The following is a 16,315-nucleotide window of genomic DNA, read 5'->3' on the forward strand; positions in this document are numbered from 1 at the left end:
CGACATCCTGCGTCACGTCGTTTACATTCATAACGAGGAGACGGTCCCTACATAAGGCCGTCGAACGAACTTCCCTCCGCATCCCGCTACCATGGCACGGTTTTCCACCCGTCAATTACTCCGCTGACACTAATAAATGGAGACAGGAAAAAATAGCGCATCCGCTCGAGAGGAGATAGTAATATCGCGCGGGCGGAGGTCGGCCAATCATTCCGTCCTTGCAGACACGGTCTAACCGAATGATACCCGCGCAGTTTCCTATTCGAGCGCGCACGCAAGAACTCTTTCTTTCGAATACCGACGAATCCTGGGGTATCTCGGTTAGCCAGGCGTCGTGACACGCCCAGAACCAAAGGCGAAGATGTTCGTGTTCGAGGCGTCAGCAGGCAACAGCGGTGATCAGCATCGATGCGAATAAATCACGGGAGTGACTAAAGGGAGACGAATGGTCCGGGACCCGATCGCTTCGGAGTCGATGCCCTCGGCCGAAGAGATTTGTGCTGCGCTCGACGACCCCGACTGTCGGGAGATTATCCGGAATCTCGACGAACCGCTGACAGCGTCCGAGCTGACCGAGCGGTGTGAAATTCCACAATCGACGCTGTATCGGAAACTCGAGTTACTCACCGACGCAACCTTACTTGAGGAGTCGACCGACATCAGACGCGACGGCCACCACGCGAGCAAGTACACGGTCTCGTTCGAAGAGATTACGCTCGTTCTCGAGGACGACCGGTCGCTCGCAGTCCGAATCGAGCGACCGGCCCGGACTGCTGACGAACGGCTCGCGGAACTGTGGTCGGAGGTGCGAAAGGAAACATGAGCACGGAACTAATCGAACCGACCACCGCCTCGATGGCGTTGATGGTCGTTAAAACGTTATTACTCGTCGTTGGGAGCATAATTACTTACTTCGCGTTCAAGGCATACCGCCGAACGCGCCAGCCCGCACTCGGCTATCTCACGGCCGGGTTCGGAATCGTCACGCTCGGATTCGTTCTCGCGGGAATGGTTCACGAAGTGTTGAATATCGGGCTGACGGTGGGAATTCTCGTCGAGAGCCTCATGGTACTCGTCGGATTTACGATCATCGCATACTCGCTGTACGTACAGTAAAAAGACTGTAAGAGAGCTCTATCCTTCGTATCCCGCGTCGTCCATGATTTCACCGAACTCCTCGGTTTCCATCGCTTCTTCGTAGACGATCGCGGTCGCCATTCCGCCCGGATAGCTGCCGTTGGTGGTAACGTGATGGACCTTGTGACAGTGGGCCGGATAGATGCCGGGGTCGGCGTCCGCCTCGAACTCGAGGGTGAACCGTTCGGCGGGGGCGATATTGACGACGTCTTCGTCGTACTGCGCCGATTCGGGAATCGGCGAGCCGTCTTTTTCGACGACCGTGAACCGGTGGCCGTGGGTGTGGAACGGGTGACTTTCGTAACCGTTGTTCGCGATGTGGAGGCGAACCGTCTCTCCCGCGGAGACGATCAGCGGCGATCCGAGTTCTGGATGAAACGTCGAGGGAGCGCTCCGTCCGTTGATCGTGTAGGCGTCCGAAGAGCGATCCGTCGGCGAGTAATCGGCGTCGCCGCCGGCGTTTTGCTCGTGAAGGCGAGTATCCCAGTCGCGAAGCGTCAGGAAATACTCCCGGTCCGGCGGTTCGTATCCCTCCGGATCGACCCGGATAATACCGTACATTCCCATATCGAGGTGATTGTGAGTCTGGTAATGGCAGTGATAGACGTGCGTTCCCGGAACGTCACCCTCGAGCGTGTAGGTGTGGCTCTCGCCAGCCCCGACGCGGTCGCGGTTGGTAACGGGTGCGCCGTCGTCGTCCCACACCTTCCCGACGGCGTGGACGTGAACGGTGTGCGGTCGGGTGTGGTCGTTGTCGTACGTGAGCTCGAACGTCTCCCCTTCTTCCATTCGATAGATCGGGCCGGGAACTGACGGCTCGAGATCGTCTGCCTGCCAGGCCCATACCTCGGGAAGCTCGAATGGGCCACCACTGGCCTCCTCGGTCACGAGTTCGTGGCGTGCGGAGACCGTCCGGAGTGTCGATTCGTATCCCTGATCGGCGAGATACACGATTTGGGGTGGTGCCGTGTAGGGATGGTCGGTCAGCGGTTCATCGTCTTCGTCGCCATCGTCAGACTCGGAAACGTCGGGATCCTCTTCGAAGAACGAAGAAGTACATCCCGAGAGCGCCATCAGCCCACCTGCACCGGCAGCTGAAAGAACGGTGCGACGTCGAACGGTTGCAGTCGAATTCAGGTTCCCCATGGTACAGTTGCGAATTCACACCGAGGGGTGAAGGAGTCGTATGGGAGTTCCTACGACTCGGGAAAAAGCGAGAAAGATGAGGGTGTAGCCGTCGAAGAGTACGGAAACGGTCGGGTGGCGCTCGGACGGCTACCGCCCTACCGATTGAGCGTGTGGATCGCGTGTCCGAGCGCATTTTCGGCTGCTTCCATCACGGATTCCGAGAGCGTCGGATGGGTGTGTACCGTTCGAGCGACGTCCTCGAGGGTCGCTCCGAGTTCGATCGCGAGGCCGATTTCGGCGATCAGTTCGGACGCTTCGGGGGCGACGATCTGCGCGCCGAGCACGAATCCGGCCTCCTCGTCGGCGACGATGCGAACGAACCCGTCGGATTCGTTCATCGTCAGCGCGCGCCCGCTCGCTCGAAGCGGAAACTCGCCGACGAGCGGGTCGAACCCCTGCTCGGCCGCTTCGTCTGCCGTCAAGCCGACGGTTCCGATTTCGGGCTCCGTGAAGACGGCGGCGGGCATCGCCTGATAGTCGATCGCTGACGGCTCGCCGGCGATCACTTCGGCGGCGACCTGTCCCTCCATCGATCCCTTGTGAGCCAGCATAGGTTCGCCGGCGACGTCGCCGACCGCGTAGACGTGCTCTCGGTTGGTCCGCGCTCGGTCATCCGTCGGGATGAACCCGCGGTCGTCGGTCTCGATCCCCGCAGCCTCGAGGTCGAGCGTGTCCGAAACCGCCTCGCGGCCGACGGCGACGAGAACCTTCTCGGTATCGAGTTCGAGGGATTCGGTCTCGGGGGCTTCCATCTCGCCGCCATCAGCGGCCGCCTCCTCGGCGGGTTCGGCGACGACGCGAATCTCGTCGCCGTCCTCGAGATCGTGCCACTCCGAGGCGGTGTAGCCGAACTCGAAGTCGACGCCGAGTTCCTCCGCGCGCTTGCGAACGGGACGCGAAAGGTCGTCGTCGTAGCCCGGAAGCGCGTCCTCGAGCATCTCGATCACGGTCACGTCGGTGCCGAGTTTCGCGAAGACGCCCGCCAGTTCCATTCCGATGTAGCCCGCGCCGACGATAACCATCGAGTCGGGAACCGACTCGAGGGCAAGCGCCTGCCGCGAGTCGAGAACGGGCTCGTCGCCGTACTCGAAGCCGGGGACCTCGATGGGACGGGAGCCGGTCGCGATGATCGCGTCTTCGAACTCGAGGCTCTCGCTCCCTTGCCCTTCACCGTCGTGGGAGACCCGGACCGTGTTTTCGCCGTCGAACTGGGCGGTTCCCTCGAGCAGGTTGACCCCATTTGCCTTGCAGAGTTTCTCGACGCCGCTCGTAAGCTGGTCGACAACCTCGTCTTTCCAGCCCATCATTCCCGAGAGATCGATCGCGGGGTTCGCGTGGATGCCCATCTCTTCGGCGTGGCTCGCCTCGTGGGCGACGTTCGTCGCCGAGATCAGCGCCTTCGAGGGGATACACCCGTGGTTCAGACAGGTTCCGCCGTAGGCGTCCTTTTCGACGAGCGTGACGTCGAGGTCCAGTTGTCCGGCACGGATCGCGGCCACGTAGCCCGCGGGTCCAGCGCCGATTACCAGTACGTCCGTTCCGGTTGTGACATCTCCAACGACCATTGTAGTGAGTCTCTTTGTCCGCTTGCGTGTCCCTTCGCCCGCCCGCTACTTCAACAGTAGCAGTTCGGGGTCCTCGAGGTACTCCATCAGTGCGTTCGCAAACCGCGCGCCGACCGCGCCGTCGATCAGCCGGTGGTCGAACGACAGCGAAAGGGTCATGACCGAGCGCGGTTCGATCGATTCGGTGCCGTCCTCGTCGGTGACCACGCGAGGTTTGCGTTTGATCTCGCCGATCGCGAGGATGCCCGACTCTGGGTAGTTGAGGATCGGCGTTGCGTACTCGCCACCGATGCCGCCGACGTTCGTGATCGTAAACGTCGATCCCTGCAGTTCGTCGGGCGAGATCGAGCGCTCTCGAGCCTTCTGGACGAGTTCGTTCGTCTCCGAGGCGATCTGGAGCAGCCCTTTCCCGTCCGCATCGTCGACAACGGGGACCATCAGCCCGACGTCGGTCGCCGTGGCGACGCCGATGTTGTAGTAATTCCGGTAGACGACCTCCTCGTTTTCCTCGTCGATCACCGCGTTCATTTCGGGGAACTCCTCGAGGGCGGCGACGACGGCCTTCGTGATGAACGGCATGTACGTCAGCTTGATTCCCTGCGCTTCGGCGCGGGGCTTGAGCCGCTCTCGGATTTCGACGAGTTCGGTGACGTCGACCTCATCGTGGTGGGTGACGTGTGGCGCGCTGTACTTCGATTCGACCATCGCGTCGGCGATGGCCTTTCGAACGCCTTTGAACGGCTCCCGACGTTCGCGTTCGCCCTCAAATTCGTCGGCGGCCGAGCCGGCCGAGGAAACGGCGGCCGCATCGGCTTCCTGGGCCTGCCGTTGCATCGTCGCGTACTCTTCGATCGCTTCGGGCGTGACGAACGGCTCGCCGTCTCGTGTCTCGTCCGTCGGAACGGCGTCGATGTCGATCCCTTCCTCTTCAGCGAGTCGACGCGTCGCGGGTACCGCGAGCGTTTGGTCGCGGTCGGCCGACTCGACGTGTGTCCGCGACTGGGTGACCTCACTAGCCGCATCCGCTACCGCACTCGAGTCCGTGGCTTCGGCTTCGTTCCCAGAAGCGGCGCTGGCGCTCGCGGAAGCGCCACCGCTCGAGGCGGAGTCGGCACTCGAGGTGGTTTCGCCACTCGATCCGGATGCGGCCTGAGTCACGGAATCGGTCTCCGCCGAGCCGTCGGCGGCCGCCCGAACGTCCCCCTCGGTGATCCGGCCGCCGGGGCCGCTCCCCTGGACGGACTCGAGGTCGATGCCTTCTTCGCGCGCCGTGCGTCGCACGCGCGGGGGCGCGAAGATTCGCCCTTCGGGCGTGGCGACCTCCTCGATATCGCCGCCCGTCGCGCCGGGGTCGCCGGCAGGTTCGGCTTCGGTGGAGGACTTGGAGTCAGATCCGGAATCAGCTGTCACCGTGGAGTCCGCTGTTTCCGACGCGCTATCACCATCTTCGGCGTCGGTGGATGCGTCAGCGGTCTCCTCGCCCTCGACGTCGAACGTGATGATCACGTCGCCGACGGGAACGATTTCGCCTTCCTCGGCCCGGAGTTCCCTGACCGAACCGTCGACCGGAGACGGAACCTCGACGAGAGCTTTGTCCGTCTCGACCTCGGCGACGGGCTGGTCTTCCGAGACCGCCTCGCCTTCTTCGACCAACCACGAGACGAGTTCGCCCTCGGCGACTCCCTCGCCGACGTCGGGGAGTTTGAATTCGTGAACCATCTAGAACCCCACCGCGTCTCGGATACCCGACTCGATGCGTGCGGGTTCTGGCAAATAGTAATCCTCGAGCGCGTACAGCGGGAACGGCGTGTCGAAGCCGCTGATACGTTCGACCGGTGCCTCCTGATAGAGGAGCGCTTCCTCCTGAATCGTCGCGGCGATCTCCGCGCCGAGTCCGCCCGTCTTTGGCGCTTCATGGACGACGGCCGCTCGTCCGGTTTTCTTGAACGAATCGACGATGGTGTCGACGTCCAGCGGGGACATCGTCCGCAGATCGACGACCTCGACGTCGATTTCGCCATCGAGGTTCTCGGCGGCCTCGAGGGTCGGTCTCGTCATAGCACCCCAGGTGAACACGGAGATATCGGATCCCTCGCGCCGGACCGCCGCCTCGCCGAGTGGCACCTCGTAGGACTCCATGGGGACTTCCTCGCGGAACGCCCGGTAGATGAGCTTCGGCTCGAGGAAGATGACCGGGTCCGGATCCCGGATCGCGCTCGTCAGGAGCCCTTTCGTATCGTAGGGCGTCGAGGGGATGACGACCTTGAGCCCGGGTTGGTGAACGAACATCGCTTCGGTCGACTCGGAGTGGTGTTCGGGGGCGCGAATACCGCCGCCGTAGGGGGCTCGAACGACCATCGGACACGTGTATCGCCCGCGCGAGCGCGTACGGAGGCGAGCGGCGTGGCTGACGATCTGGTCGAAGGCAGGGTAGATGAATCCCATGAACTGCATCTCGGGGACGGGACGCATCCCGTAGGCCGCCATCCCGATCGCCGTGCCGACGATACCGGACTCGGCCAGTGGCGTGTCGATCACTCGATTTTCGCCGAACTCGTCGTAGAGCCCTTCGGTCGCGCGAAAGACGCCGCCGTTTTTGCCGACATCTTCGCCCATGACGAGGACGTCCTCGTCGCGTTCCATTTCGGTATACAATCCATCTCTGACCGCCTGTACGAGCGTGAGATTTTCGACCTCCGCCGTGGATTCTGCTGCCATTGTTAGTCCTCCAGGAGCGCGTCGTCACCGTGTTGCTCTCGAATCGTTTCGAACCACTCGAGCTGTTCCTGTAATCGTTTGGGCATTCCCTCGTATACGTGGGCGAAGATTTCCTCCGGGTCGGGGCGCTCGACGTTTTCGGCGGCCTCGATCGCCTCCGCAACCTCGTTCTCGACTCGCGAATCGATCGCGTCGACGCGTTCGTCGTCGAGGATCCCTTCCGACCGCAGGAACGTCTCGAGGCGCGGGATCGGGTCCTTCTGTTTCCAGCGTTCGACCTCGTCGTCGTCCCGGTAGACCGACGGATCGTCGGCCGTGGTGTGTGCCCCGAAGCGGTACTGGACGGCCTCGATCAGCGTTGGACGGAGTTCGCCCTGGCCCGGATCCTTCGCCTTCTCGACGGCGTCGCTGGTGACCTTGTACACCGCCAGCGGGTCCATCCCGTCGACTTGAACGCCTTCGAATCCGTACGCAGAGGCCTTCTGTGCGAGAGTCGCGCTCGCGGTCTGGCGCTCTCGGGGAACCGAGATCGCCCACTGGTTGTTGTTACAGAAAAAGACCGACGGCGTGTCGAAGACGCCGGCAAAGTTCAGTCCCTCGTGGAAGTCCCCCTCGCTGGTCGCTCCGTCGCCGAAGTAACAGAGGAAGGCTTTCTCCTCGCCTTTGAGTTTCGACGCCCACGCGGCACCCGTCGCGTGGGGAATCTGGGTTGCGATCGGAACCGCGACGGTGAACGTGTTCGAGTCCTCGGAGATTCGGTTGCCGAGTTCGTGACCCATCCAGTACAGCATCGTCCGCTTGAGCGACGTGCCCCGAACGAGCGCCGTTCCGTGCTCGCGGTAGCTCGGGAACACCCAGTCGTCGTCCGCGAGCGCATGCGCGCTCCCGATCTGTGCGCCCTCCTGTCCCGACAGCGGCGGGTACGTTCCCATCCGACCCTGTCGTTGGAGGCTAACCGCGCGCTGGTCGAAGTGACGAACCAGTCGCATCTCCTCGTACATCTCGACCATTTCCTCGGCCGAAATATCGGGCACCGACTCCCCCTCGCGGAGTTGGCCGGAGTCGTCGAGCACCTGCACCTTCTCTCGAGGATCGCGTTGTAACGTACTCATGGAAAGAACCTCCGTAGCATACTCGTATCAACAACCGCTCGAGGTAAAGAATTTTCGTAAATAATTTACTGTTAGAAGGAAAATTGCCATCATTGCACAGATGTGTTCAGTGAGCCGGATATCGAACGGACGAATGTCTTATTTCTCGAACTATCATCGAACGGTGTCCAAAAGATAACGAATTTTCACACACGTTTTGGACGGACGACCAGCTCTCAACTCTGGAGGCCCCAACGAAATCGAACTCGGAGACGAGATGGCGTGGAGCCCCCTGAATCAGATTAGTCAGGAAAACAGGGTATGCGGTGAACGGTCGGGGGAGGCAGGTGAAGCGAACAGATTGGGGCAGATTAGCCCCGAGAGCCGTAAATTAGACGCGGCTACCGTGACTTCCTCGAGCGCACTCACGCGCACGCTCAACGCTCTCGCCTTCGCGCAACACCGCGTCGACGAACAGTTCGCCGGCTTTGTACGACGAACGAACCATCGGGCCGCTGGCGCAGTAGAGATATCCCAGTTCCTCCTCGGCGACGCGTCGCCACGTCTCGTACTTGTCGGGATGGTCGTACCGTTTTACGTCGAGGTGTGATCGCGACGGCTGGAGATACTGTCCCAGCGTGACGATATCCACGCCGCGCTCGCGGAGGTCGGCTAAAGTTTGGTAGACCTCGTGATCGTACTCGCCGTGGCCGAGCATGATCGAGGTCTTAGTGTAGATATCCGCGTTCCGGTCAACGTACTCGAGCACCCCGAGGCTCTGTTCGTAGCCCGCGCGACGGTCTCGTATGGGGTACTGGAGCCGTTCGACAGTTTCGACGTTGTGGGCGATAACGTCCGGTTCGGCGTCGATTATCTTCTCGAGAAGCCGTTTTTCGCCCTGAAAGTCCGGAATGAGGACTTCGACGAGGATACCGGGATGGCGTCGTTTGATCTCCCGAATAGTCGCCGCGAACTGACCCGCACCTTGATCCGGCAGATCGTCCCGATCGACGCTCGTGAGGACGACGTAATCGAGCCCGATCTCCGCGACGGCGCTTGCGACGTTTTCCGGTTCGTCCGGGTCGAGCGGCTCCATTCCGCCAGTCTCGACGTCGCAGAAGTTACAGCCCCGAGAGCACCGGTCTCCCAGAAGCATGAACGTCGCCGTCCCGCCGCCGGTCTGTCCGCCTCCAGCATCCCCGCTAGAGGCAGGTGTACTTGAGCGGCCGGACCAGCACTCGCCGAGATTCGGACAGTTTGCCTCCTCACAGACGGTATGGAGGTTTTGCTCCCGCAAGGTCTCCCGGATATCGGCGAACTCTCGACCCGATGGTGGCTGAGTCTTCAGCCACTCGGGCTTTCGCGAACTGCTCATACCAGTGTGGTGGTGACCGACAGTGAAAATCGTGATGGTGATGTTCTCTCATACCCCTGTCAACAACGGCCTGGTTGGATACGACGAGTGCAACGTGCGTTGCCAGCGAGTTGGGCAGTGATCTGGACATGTCAACAACGGCCTGGTTGGATACGACGAGTGCAACGGGCTAGTTGAATATGACGAGTGTGACGATACGATCAATTTTCGAGGAAACATGAAAAAGCGATTCCGGGGACGTGACTCGAGAAGAGCAGTTGTCACTCAAGGGCGGTAAGTCGGAATTCGAGAGCGCAATGGCTCTCGAGTGTTAAAGAAAGTAAAACCGGCTACTGAACGCGGACCCGTTTACAAACGGGTGACGTTGGTTGCGCGGGGACCTTTCGGTGCTTGTTCGATGTCGAATTCGATCTCTGTGCCTTCTTCGAGGTCCGGGCCGCCAACGTCTTCCATGTGGAAGAACACGTCGTCGTCCGCGTCGTCTGTCTCGATGAAACCGTAGCCGCCTGTGTCGTTGAAGAAATCAACGTTGCCTTTCGCCATTACAATTACATCAAGTGCCACGAGCCGTATAATGCTTGTGTTATATATTTCTGTAAGATAGAGCAGAAAAACCCCAATAGAAGAAATTCCGACACCTCAGTAGAATATTCTATTGTTTGATTCGGTTATTCTCCCAATTCATCTGTGTTCGTTGGATTTCTTGATTTGTTTCCGAAACAGCTCATTCGATCGTCAGTTCCCCGTAGACGTGGTGTGAGTACACTAGACGTACAGAGAGTGCTCACGTTGAGTCTGTAGAGAGAGCAGTTTCACGACGAACGCAAGCGGCTCGTAACGTATCAATTACGACGCGAGAAGGCTCGACAAATAGCGACAACAGAGACGAAATATAGGCAAGTGGTGGCTAGTGCGCGCACGAACGTTAAGTTTCTACAGGTTGTGTGACTGGTCTGGAGGCTACAATGTTCGCATTCGATCGGTTACGCCAGTTGCAGTCGAGTAACGATACGGAGGACGACGACACACGGTCGCGCGCTGAACACACCGCAGTTGCCTCCGTTCGAGGGCTGCAAGCCGGATTCGTCGCGACCTGTATCATGACTGCGTTCCGGCTCCCGATCCTTCGTTCGCTCCCGCCGTCGGCGAACTTCTGGACCCAGTACGTCGCCGACGGGGATCCGGACGATCATCCGGTTGCCGGACTCTTCTTGCACCTCGTTTACGGGATGAGCGCGGGGGCGGTCTTCGGCGGTCTCTTTGCACTCCAGGACGCCGAGCGCTCGATCGAGGCCGAACAGCGAGGGATCGTCTGGGGGTCGGTGTACGGAATGGTTCTCTCGGCGTTCGGTTCCCAGGTCATGCTCAAGGAGGTTCTCGACATCCGACTCGAGAACGACGAGCTCGCGCTGTTTCACGCCGGGCACCTCGTCTACGGACTTGCACTCGGCGCGTGGGTCGGCTCGCGAACCGAAGGCGTCGAAGATCCGGTAGCAGAGTACGAATACGACGACGGCAACTGAGCCGTTGGCTTGTTGTGAAAACAGGCTTGGAGGTGGTCGTGTTCCTAGCATACGTCCAGGATAGGTTAGCAACCGTTAACAGCGGTATTACGGCTTCTCGGGAACGTTCATAACAACCTGTATACCGACAACCGCCCGCGGATACAGTATGGAGATCGGGGTCGTCCTCGGCGTTATCGTCATTGGGTTCGTCCACGGCGTCCTGCCAGATCACGGCTGGCCGATCGCGGCGACCTATGCGTTGAACAAACAGCGACGGCTATTTTACGGGTTCGTTGCGGCTCTCATCCTCGGCGTGGGCCACCTCGTGAGCAGTGTCCTGTTGGTCCTCGCGTACTTCTGGTTCAGCACGTTCGCCGCCTTCGCTGAGGGACCGTGGATGCGATACGTCGCCGGGACGCTCCTGATCTTACTCGGCGTACACGAGTATCGCCACGGCGGCCACGCGATGGACGAACACGATCACGAAGGGCACGAGCATCACGACGGCGAACAAACCGACGAGCGCGGCGACGACCGCCACGATTCCGATCACACTCACGAACACGGAAACAGCGGCCACAGCCACCACACGGACGGTGGAGACGAGACGCACCACACTGGAGACCGTTCTCAGCACCACCACGATGCTCGAGACGAGGACGACTCCGAAACCAGCGTTTTCAGCCGCGTGCGACGGCACCTCCCCGGCGGTGGCGGACACCAACACCTCGAGGAAGAACACGCACAGCGGGGGCTCTACGCGCTCGGAATGACCGCCTTGTTGCTGGGATTCGCTCACGAGGAACCGATCCAGATCCTGGCGATCTGCGTCGGGACGGAGCGCTGTCTCGAGTTGATGCTACTCTATTCGATCGCGGTAATCATCGCCATCGTCACTCCGACGCTTCTGTTGATCGCGGGCTATGAACATCATCAAAAACGGATCGAGCGGTACACGCCGTACTTGCCGACGATTACCGCAATCGTCCTCGTGGCGATGGGGATCGCGTTTATCACGGGACTCATCTAACGAAGCATATCCACGGGACATCTCCGACTCCGAAAAAGATTAACCTGAGCTAGCTTTCGAGGAGCGTCCGCCCCGAAGCAGTTTGACGACGCCCTGAGCGGCCATCCCGATGAGGGCCCACTTCCAGGCGAAGACGGCGACGACGAGCAGGAGTGCGCCTCGAGTTCGTTTTCCGCGGTCGAACGATCGCTTCGCTTCGACGAGGACCGAGACAACCGTCAGCGAGCGAGTCGCTTTCGAGCCGAGGAATCGGGTGAGTGCCATACGTGTTCTTTCCGAGCCAACGAAATAACGACGGCGCCGGAGCACGCAAGCCCGGACAGCGTTCGACGCACTCGAGTCGATGACTCGACGCCGTGCCCGGAACGACTCGATCCCTTCGGGTTGGAATAGCTTGACTGGACTACCTATCCGTCTCGGTGGGTTCACTCCTCGTCGGTGTCGGTTACGTCGTCGATATCGGAGCGCGATTCATGCTCCCCTTCGCGTTCGTCCGTCTCGCCGGTTTCGTCGTCGACGACTTCCTCCGCGACATCCTCGTCGATCGTCATCTCACCCGGCTCTGCGGGTTCTTCCTGAACGTCCGTCTCTGTACGTTCGTCGATTTCGGCGTCCGATCGTTCCGTCGTCGAGACGTCCTCGGAGTCCGTCTCGATAGCTGGCTCGTCTTCGTCCGTACTCGTCTCGTCTCCATCCATGCCAGTCTCGCTTTCGTCCGGTTCGGAAGCCGGTTCGCCGATTGCAATTTTCTGTGCACCCTCGAGTCCGTCGCCGTCAGCGTCGTCCGACTCGAGCGATTCCGCCAACCGCTTCTCGAGGCTCGGACCCTCGCGGTTTCGCCGGCGAACCACCAGATACGCGATCGCGCCGATTCCGAGCGCGAGGACGAGCTTACGTCTACGTCCAGCGCTGGACGAAGAACCCTCTCGCTGGTCTTCAGCCGTCGAGTTCTGGACTATCGTGTCCGGCTTGTTCCGGCCGAATCGTGGGAGACGAACCATGGGCGTCCTACCGTCCGAACGAGGAAGTTCGTTTGGGGTGCACACACAGCCAGGCTATCGGCGCTGAGTCGGTGAAGTGACCTCCAAAGCGGAACCCGATCGAAAAGCGTCCTACTGGCTCAGATAGCCGCCTTCGACGCCGAGATCTCCAACGACGACGCTCGCGCCGCGATCCGAAAGCTCGAGTGCAGTCACCCGACCGATTCCCGATCCGTCACCAGTATCCCACAACACGCAACCACATATGACAAATATATTATATTTGTGGGAGAGGATCAACGCGGAGAGAGATCCGCCGCGTCGGCCAACAGTTCGTGTGACCGAAGCACGTCGTCGGGGTCGGCGAGTTGTTGCTGGATGACGACCTCCTCAACGCCAGTCTGGTCCGTCATCTGATCCAACAGCTCCCGCATCGTAGCCGGGCTACCGGAAATCTGTCGGGGCCACTGACCCGGCTCGAGCGAGGTCGGCGTCGGGTCGGGAACGTATCCCAGTTCGTCGATCGCGGCTTCGGTCGAACGGATCGGCGGCCGGTCGATCGTTCCCTGCCGGAGTCGCTGATGAGTCGCTTCGGTGGTGGCGCGGAGCCGAGCGGCCTCCTCGTCAGTCTCAGCACAGGTGACGTTCGCCGCGATCATGCCGTGGGGTTCGTCGGGCCCGGCACCGAACGAGGACGGCTGAAAGTTCTCCCGGTAAGCCTCGAGCGCCCGAACAGCGGGACCGGGTCTGATGAACGCCGCGAAACAGTATCGAAGCCCGAGCTGGCCGGCGATTGCGGCGCTCGATGGGCTCGAACCGAGGACCCAGATATCGGGGATAGTTTCGCGTGCGCGGGCGAGCTCGAGCTGGCTGAACGAGTGGTCGTCCGGGAAGCCGTCGTAGAGGTGGGCGGCGACCTCGTTTATTTTCTCCCGGTGGTCGTCGTTGGAACCTGCACGGTGTTGGCTCCGATCGGTCTGGAGCGCGCGGTCGCTGACCGGGTTTCCGGTCGCGCGACCGAGCCCGAGATCGATCCGACCGGGAGCGAGCGCGTCGAGGACGCTGAACGACTCCGCGACTTTGTACGGGCTGTAGTGGTTGAGCAGAACGGTACCAGACCCAACACGAATATCCGACGTTTTGGCGGCGATATGCGGGATGAGCGCCTCGGGCGTCGTGCTCGCCAATGAATCGGTAAAATCGTGATGTTCGGCGACCCAGACGCGCGAGTAGCCGAGTTCCTCGGCATTCCGGGCTCGCTCTACCGTGTTCTCGAACGCTTCCGTTGCTGACCCGCCCTCGGGTATCGGCGCGAGGTCGACGATGGAGAGATCCACAATCGGTGGTCAGGGCCAGCGAGTAATGAAAGATGCGCTCTCCGAACCCCCGGAACCGGCGATTTAAACCGGTAACGACGCCTCGAGAGGCAATAGAGCGAATCGGACGGACCACCCCGTCCGGAGCGCGACTCGAGCAGTGACCCACCGCGCGGACGGGACCTTTTTCTCGTTTCGATAGAATAGCCCGGTCGATGGAGCTCGAGACGATTCCGGGCGTCGGCGAGAAGACCGCACGTTCGCTGGCAGCGCTCGACGACCCCGAGCAGGCGCTTAGAACGGGCGACGTGGCGGCGCTCGCACAAGCCCCGGGGATCACGCAGGGGCGGGCCGCCCGCATCGCGCGCGGGGCGATTCGACGCGAACACGACGATCCCGGCGGCTTTCTCGCGACCGATCGTGCGCGCGAGATCTACCGGGAGGTCCTTTCGCTGTGCAAAGACCGCACCGTAACCGCCTACGGTGCCCAGCGTCTCGAGACGATTTACCCGAGTCCGTGCCGGTCGCGGATCGAAGAAGTACAAAGGTTCGCGCGCGAGGCGCTCGAGCGCGACCCCGACCCGGCAGTTCTCGAGGCGCTCAAAGGGGTCGAGCCGCTCGAGACCGGCGGCGACGTACAGGTCCGCGAGCGGTGTCTGGCGACGACCGACGCCGAGCGGTATACGGCCGCTCGAGAGGCGATTCCCGAACTCTCCGTCGAGGTTGTCGAAGACGCACAGGGACTGGCCGAGCTCGCTCGGGGCTACTCGACAGTGATCGCGCTCGACGAGGCGTTCGCCGGCGTCACCGTCGAGGGCGACGTACAGGTTCGTCCCGACGCCCTCGAGAACCCAGCGGACGTCGTCCCCGAACGCTCGTTAGCCTTTTTCGCGCGCAATCGCGACAGCTTGCGGGCGGCGATCTCCGTCCACCGCAACGCCGACCTCGAGACGGACTGTGATCTCGATGCGCTCGAGGACGGCCTGTCGCGGGTGGACGGAGACGGAACGGTCGCCGGCGACGAGGAGCTGGATCGGCTCGCGACGGCCATCGACGACCTCGACGCGGCAGTCGGAGCCGGCGAATCCGTCGCCAACGATCACCTTCGACAGGCGATCCGCGAGCAGGACGTCACGATCGAAGGATCGGATTTGCTCTCGCTGGTCGAACAGGGAGCCGGCGTCGACTCGTTGCTCTCTCGAGAGTTGGCAGACGAGTACGCCGCGGCCGTCGAGGCCGCCCGCAAACACCTGATCGATGCGCTCGATTTGGATGCGGGCGAGGCCGAACTCGCCCGCCGAGCCTTCGGCGACGAGCCGACGTTTCCGGTCGAACGGGACGAAGGGACCGTGAGCCGACTTCGGGAGGAACTCACGGCGACTAAAGAACGCCGTGGCGCGCGGCTGAAACGCGATCTCGCGGCGGACCTTGCCGATCGACGCGAGAGTGCCGAGGGACTCGTCCGGTCCGCTCTCGAGTTGGACGTCGAGCTCGCGATCGCCCGGTTCGCCCGCGATTTCGAGTGTACGATGCCGGAGTTCATCGGCGAGGAGTCGGACGGTTCGACGAGCGCGAACGCTGACAATCGGGGCGAGAAAGGCGGGTTCAAGATCGACGGCGGCCGCTCGCCGTTGCTCTCGGAACCGCTCGAGGAGATCGAGCCGGTCGACTACGACGTTGCCGGCGTCGCCCTCCTGTCGGGGGTCAACAGCGGCGGGAAAACCTCGACGCTCGATCTGGTTGCGAGCGTTGTCGTGCTTGCCCACATGGGACTTCCAGTTCCGGCGGATCGGGTTCGGCTCGAACGCTTTGATGACCTCCACTATCATGCTAAGACCCAGGGCACCCTCGACGCGGGCGCGTTCGAGTCGACGGTTCAGCAGTTCGCCGGCCTGGCCGACGGCGGCGAGGGATCGCTGGTGCTGGTCGACGAACTCGAGAGCATCACCGAACCCGGCGCGTCGGCGAAGATTATCGCGGGAATTCTCGAGGCGTTATCCGAAAACGGGGCGACGGCGGTGTTCGTCTCCCACCTCGCGGGGGAAATCCGCGAGATGGCCGCCTACGACGTGACCGTCGACGGCATCGAAGCCGTTGGACTGGTTGATGGCGAACTCGAGGTCAACCGCTCGCCGATCAAGGATCACCTCGCGCGCTCAACGCCGGAGCTGATCGTCGAGAAGCTAGCCGACGAAAGCGAGGCCGTGTTCTACGACCGACTGCTCGAGAAGTTCGAGTGAGGCCGAAGCATGTCGAATGAGGCCCGATGGCGGTTCTTCCGCTACCGAGTATCCACTAGCGGTCGCGGAATCTTCGAAAGTCGGCACCTATTTACAACCTGTCGAGTTACGTTCGATCGTGGTTGATTGCCAACACGTGACAAGAATAGGGCGTCTGCCGAGAGTCGAGC

General features: G+C 61.6%; 16 protein-coding genes. 5 read left to right on the forward strand and 11 right to left on the reverse strand.

The genetic code is table 11. The features are described from left to right. The first annotated feature begins 445 nt into the window (after nt 1–445). Both QNM96_RS11085 and QNM96_RS11090 read left to right on the forward strand, forming a co-directional pair. Entirely contained in the window at nt 446–823 is a 378-nt protein-coding gene (locus QNM96_RS11085) for a helix-turn-helix domain-containing protein (protein ID WP_283836388.1), read from the forward strand. After that, nucleotides 820–1,116 (forward strand): hypothetical protein, encoded by a 297-nt coding sequence (locus tag QNM96_RS11090; RefSeq protein WP_283836390.1) that lies wholly within the window; start codon nt 820–822, stop codon nt 1,114–1,116. Before QNM96_RS11085 ends, QNM96_RS11090 begins: the two co-directional genes overlap by 4 nt. Nucleotides 1,117–1,134: 18 nt before the next feature. Here the strand turns inward: QNM96_RS11090 and QNM96_RS11095 are convergent, their stop codons facing one another. The 7 genes from QNM96_RS11095 to QNM96_RS11125 form a co-directional block, all read right to left on the reverse strand. Then, nucleotides 1,135–2,211, reverse strand: coding sequence for a multicopper oxidase domain-containing protein (locus tag QNM96_RS11095; RefSeq protein WP_283836392.1), 1,077 nt, complete (start codon nt 2,209–2,211; stop codon nt 1,135–1,137). 209 nt (nt 2,212–2,420) lie between these two features. Further along, nucleotides 2,421–3,890: a dihydrolipoyl dehydrogenase gene (gene lpdA, locus QNM96_RS11100; protein ID WP_283836393.1), complete on the reverse strand. Its 1,470-nt coding sequence runs from the start codon at nt 3,888–3,890 to the stop codon at nt 2,421–2,423. 45 nt (nt 3,891–3,935) lie between these two features. Then, the gene (locus QNM96_RS11105) at nt 3,936–5,609 is read right to left on the reverse strand and encodes a dihydrolipoamide acetyltransferase family protein (protein ID WP_283836395.1); all 1,674 of its coding nucleotides are present in this window, start codon (nt 5,607–5,609) and stop codon (nt 3,936–3,938) included. Beyond that, nucleotides 5,610–6,608: an alpha-ketoacid dehydrogenase subunit beta gene (locus QNM96_RS11110; RefSeq protein WP_283836397.1), complete on the reverse strand. Its 999-nt coding sequence runs from the start codon at nt 6,606–6,608 to the stop codon at nt 5,610–5,612. It lies immediately after the preceding gene. A 2-nt stretch (nt 6,609–6,610) separates the two neighbouring features. Beyond that, nucleotides 6,611–7,720, reverse strand: a complete 1,110-nt coding sequence (gene pdhA, locus QNM96_RS11115; protein ID WP_283836398.1) for a pyruvate dehydrogenase (acetyl-transferring) E1 component subunit alpha — start codon at nt 7,718–7,720, stop codon at nt 6,611–6,613. A gap of 370 nt (nt 7,721–8,090) precedes the next feature. Beyond that, nucleotides 8,091–9,074 carry a lipoyl synthase gene (gene lipA / locus QNM96_RS11120; RefSeq protein ID WP_283836399.1) on the reverse strand — a complete coding sequence of 328 codons (984 nt, stop codon included), beginning with the start codon at nt 9,072–9,074 and terminating at the stop codon, nt 8,091–8,093. Between the two features lie 348 nt (nt 9,075–9,422). After that, a complete protein-coding gene (locus tag QNM96_RS11125; RefSeq protein WP_006182670.1) occupies nt 9,423–9,617 on the reverse strand; it encodes a cold shock domain-containing protein in 195 nt (64 codons plus the stop codon). A gap of 422 nt (nt 9,618–10,039) precedes the next feature. Between QNM96_RS11125 and QNM96_RS11130 the strand changes: the two genes are divergently transcribed. Together QNM96_RS11130 and QNM96_RS11135 are read left to right on the forward strand one after the other, a co-directional pair. Beyond that, nucleotides 10,040–10,597 (forward strand): hypothetical protein, encoded by a 558-nt coding sequence (locus tag QNM96_RS11130; RefSeq protein WP_283836402.1) that lies wholly within the window; start codon nt 10,040–10,042, stop codon nt 10,595–10,597. A gap of 148 nt (nt 10,598–10,745) precedes the next feature. Next, nucleotides 10,746–11,609, forward strand: coding sequence for an ABC transporter permease (locus tag QNM96_RS11135; protein ID WP_283836404.1), 864 nt, complete (start codon nt 10,746–10,748; stop codon nt 11,607–11,609). 39 nt (nt 11,610–11,648) lie between these two features. On the opposite strand, the gene QNM96_RS11140 is transcribed toward QNM96_RS11135, so the two are convergent. From QNM96_RS11140 to QNM96_RS11155, 4 genes are all read right to left on the reverse strand, one after another. Beyond that, nucleotides 11,649–11,873 (reverse strand): hypothetical protein, encoded by a 225-nt coding sequence (locus QNM96_RS11140; protein WP_283836406.1) that lies wholly within the window; start codon nt 11,871–11,873, stop codon nt 11,649–11,651. A 161-nt stretch (nt 11,874–12,034) separates the two neighbouring features. After that, nucleotides 12,035–12,610, reverse strand: coding sequence for a hypothetical protein (locus tag QNM96_RS11145; RefSeq protein WP_283836407.1), 576 nt, complete (start codon nt 12,608–12,610; stop codon nt 12,035–12,037). A gap of 111 nt (nt 12,611–12,721) precedes the next feature. Beyond that, on the reverse strand, nt 12,722–12,844 hold the full coding sequence (locus tag QNM96_RS11150; protein ID WP_283836964.1) for a hypothetical protein: 123 nt from the start codon (nt 12,842–12,844) through the stop codon (nt 12,722–12,724). A 41-nt stretch (nt 12,845–12,885) separates the two neighbouring features. Then, entirely contained in the window at nt 12,886–13,926 is a 1,041-nt protein-coding gene (locus QNM96_RS11155) for an LLM class flavin-dependent oxidoreductase (RefSeq protein ID WP_283836408.1), read from the reverse strand. Nucleotides 13,927–14,120: 194 nt separating this feature from the next. Between QNM96_RS11155 and QNM96_RS11160 the strand changes: the two genes are divergently transcribed. Next, on the forward strand, nt 14,121–16,145 hold the full coding sequence (locus tag QNM96_RS11160; protein ID WP_283836409.1) for a helix-hairpin-helix domain-containing protein: 2,025 nt from the start codon (nt 14,121–14,123) through the stop codon (nt 16,143–16,145). Nucleotides 16,146–16,315: the final 170 nt, after the last annotated feature.

It is taken from the genome of Halostagnicola sp. A-GB9-2 (assembly GCF_030068615.1).
In the GTDB taxonomy this organism is placed as follows: Archaea; Halobacteriota; Halobacteria; order Halobacteriales; family Natrialbaceae; genus Halostagnicola.

Excerpts from the sequence above, each read along its gene's own strand:
- QNM96_RS11130 (WP_283836402.1), top strand. The coding sequence starts at position 10,040 with ATGTTCGCATTCGATCGGTTACGCCAGTTGCAGTCGAGTAACGATACG.
- QNM96_RS11140 (WP_283836406.1), bottom strand. The coding sequence starts at position 11,873 with ATGGCACTCACCCGATTCCTCGGCTCGAAAGCGACTCGCTCGCTGACG.
- lpdA (WP_283836393.1), bottom strand. The coding sequence starts at position 3,890 with ATGGTCGTTGGAGATGTCACAACCGGAACGGACGTACTGGTAATCGGC.
- QNM96_RS11160 (WP_283836409.1), top strand. The coding sequence starts at position 14,121 with ATGGAGCTCGAGACGATTCCGGGCGTCGGCGAGAAGACCGCACGTTCG.
- QNM96_RS11145 (WP_283836407.1), bottom strand. The coding sequence starts at position 12,610 with ATGGTTCGTCTCCCACGATTCGGCCGGAACAAGCCGGACACGATAGTC.
- QNM96_RS11085 (WP_283836388.1), top strand. The coding sequence starts at position 446 with ATGGTCCGGGACCCGATCGCTTCGGAGTCGATGCCCTCGGCCGAAGAG.
- lipA (WP_283836399.1), bottom strand. The coding sequence starts at position 9,074 with ATGAGCAGTTCGCGAAAGCCCGAGTGGCTGAAGACTCAGCCACCATCG.
- QNM96_RS11135 (WP_283836404.1), top strand. The coding sequence starts at position 10,746 with ATGGAGATCGGGGTCGTCCTCGGCGTTATCGTCATTGGGTTCGTCCAC.
- QNM96_RS11090 (WP_283836390.1), top strand. The coding sequence starts at position 820 with ATGAGCACGGAACTAATCGAACCGACCACCGCCTCGATGGCGTTGATG.
- QNM96_RS11125 (WP_006182670.1), bottom strand. The coding sequence starts at position 9,617 with ATGGCGAAAGGCAACGTTGATTTCTTCAACGACACAGGCGGCTACGGT.
- QNM96_RS11105 (WP_283836395.1), bottom strand. The coding sequence starts at position 5,609 with ATGGTTCACGAATTCAAACTCCCCGACGTCGGCGAGGGAGTCGCCGAG.
- QNM96_RS11110 (WP_283836397.1), bottom strand. The coding sequence starts at position 6,608 with ATGGCAGCAGAATCCACGGCGGAGGTCGAAAATCTCACGCTCGTACAG.
- pdhA (WP_283836398.1), bottom strand. The coding sequence starts at position 7,720 with ATGAGTACGTTACAACGCGATCCTCGAGAGAAGGTGCAGGTGCTCGAC.
- QNM96_RS11095 (WP_283836392.1), bottom strand. The coding sequence starts at position 2,211 with ATGGCGCTCTCGGGATGTACTTCTTCGTTCTTCGAAGAGGATCCCGAC.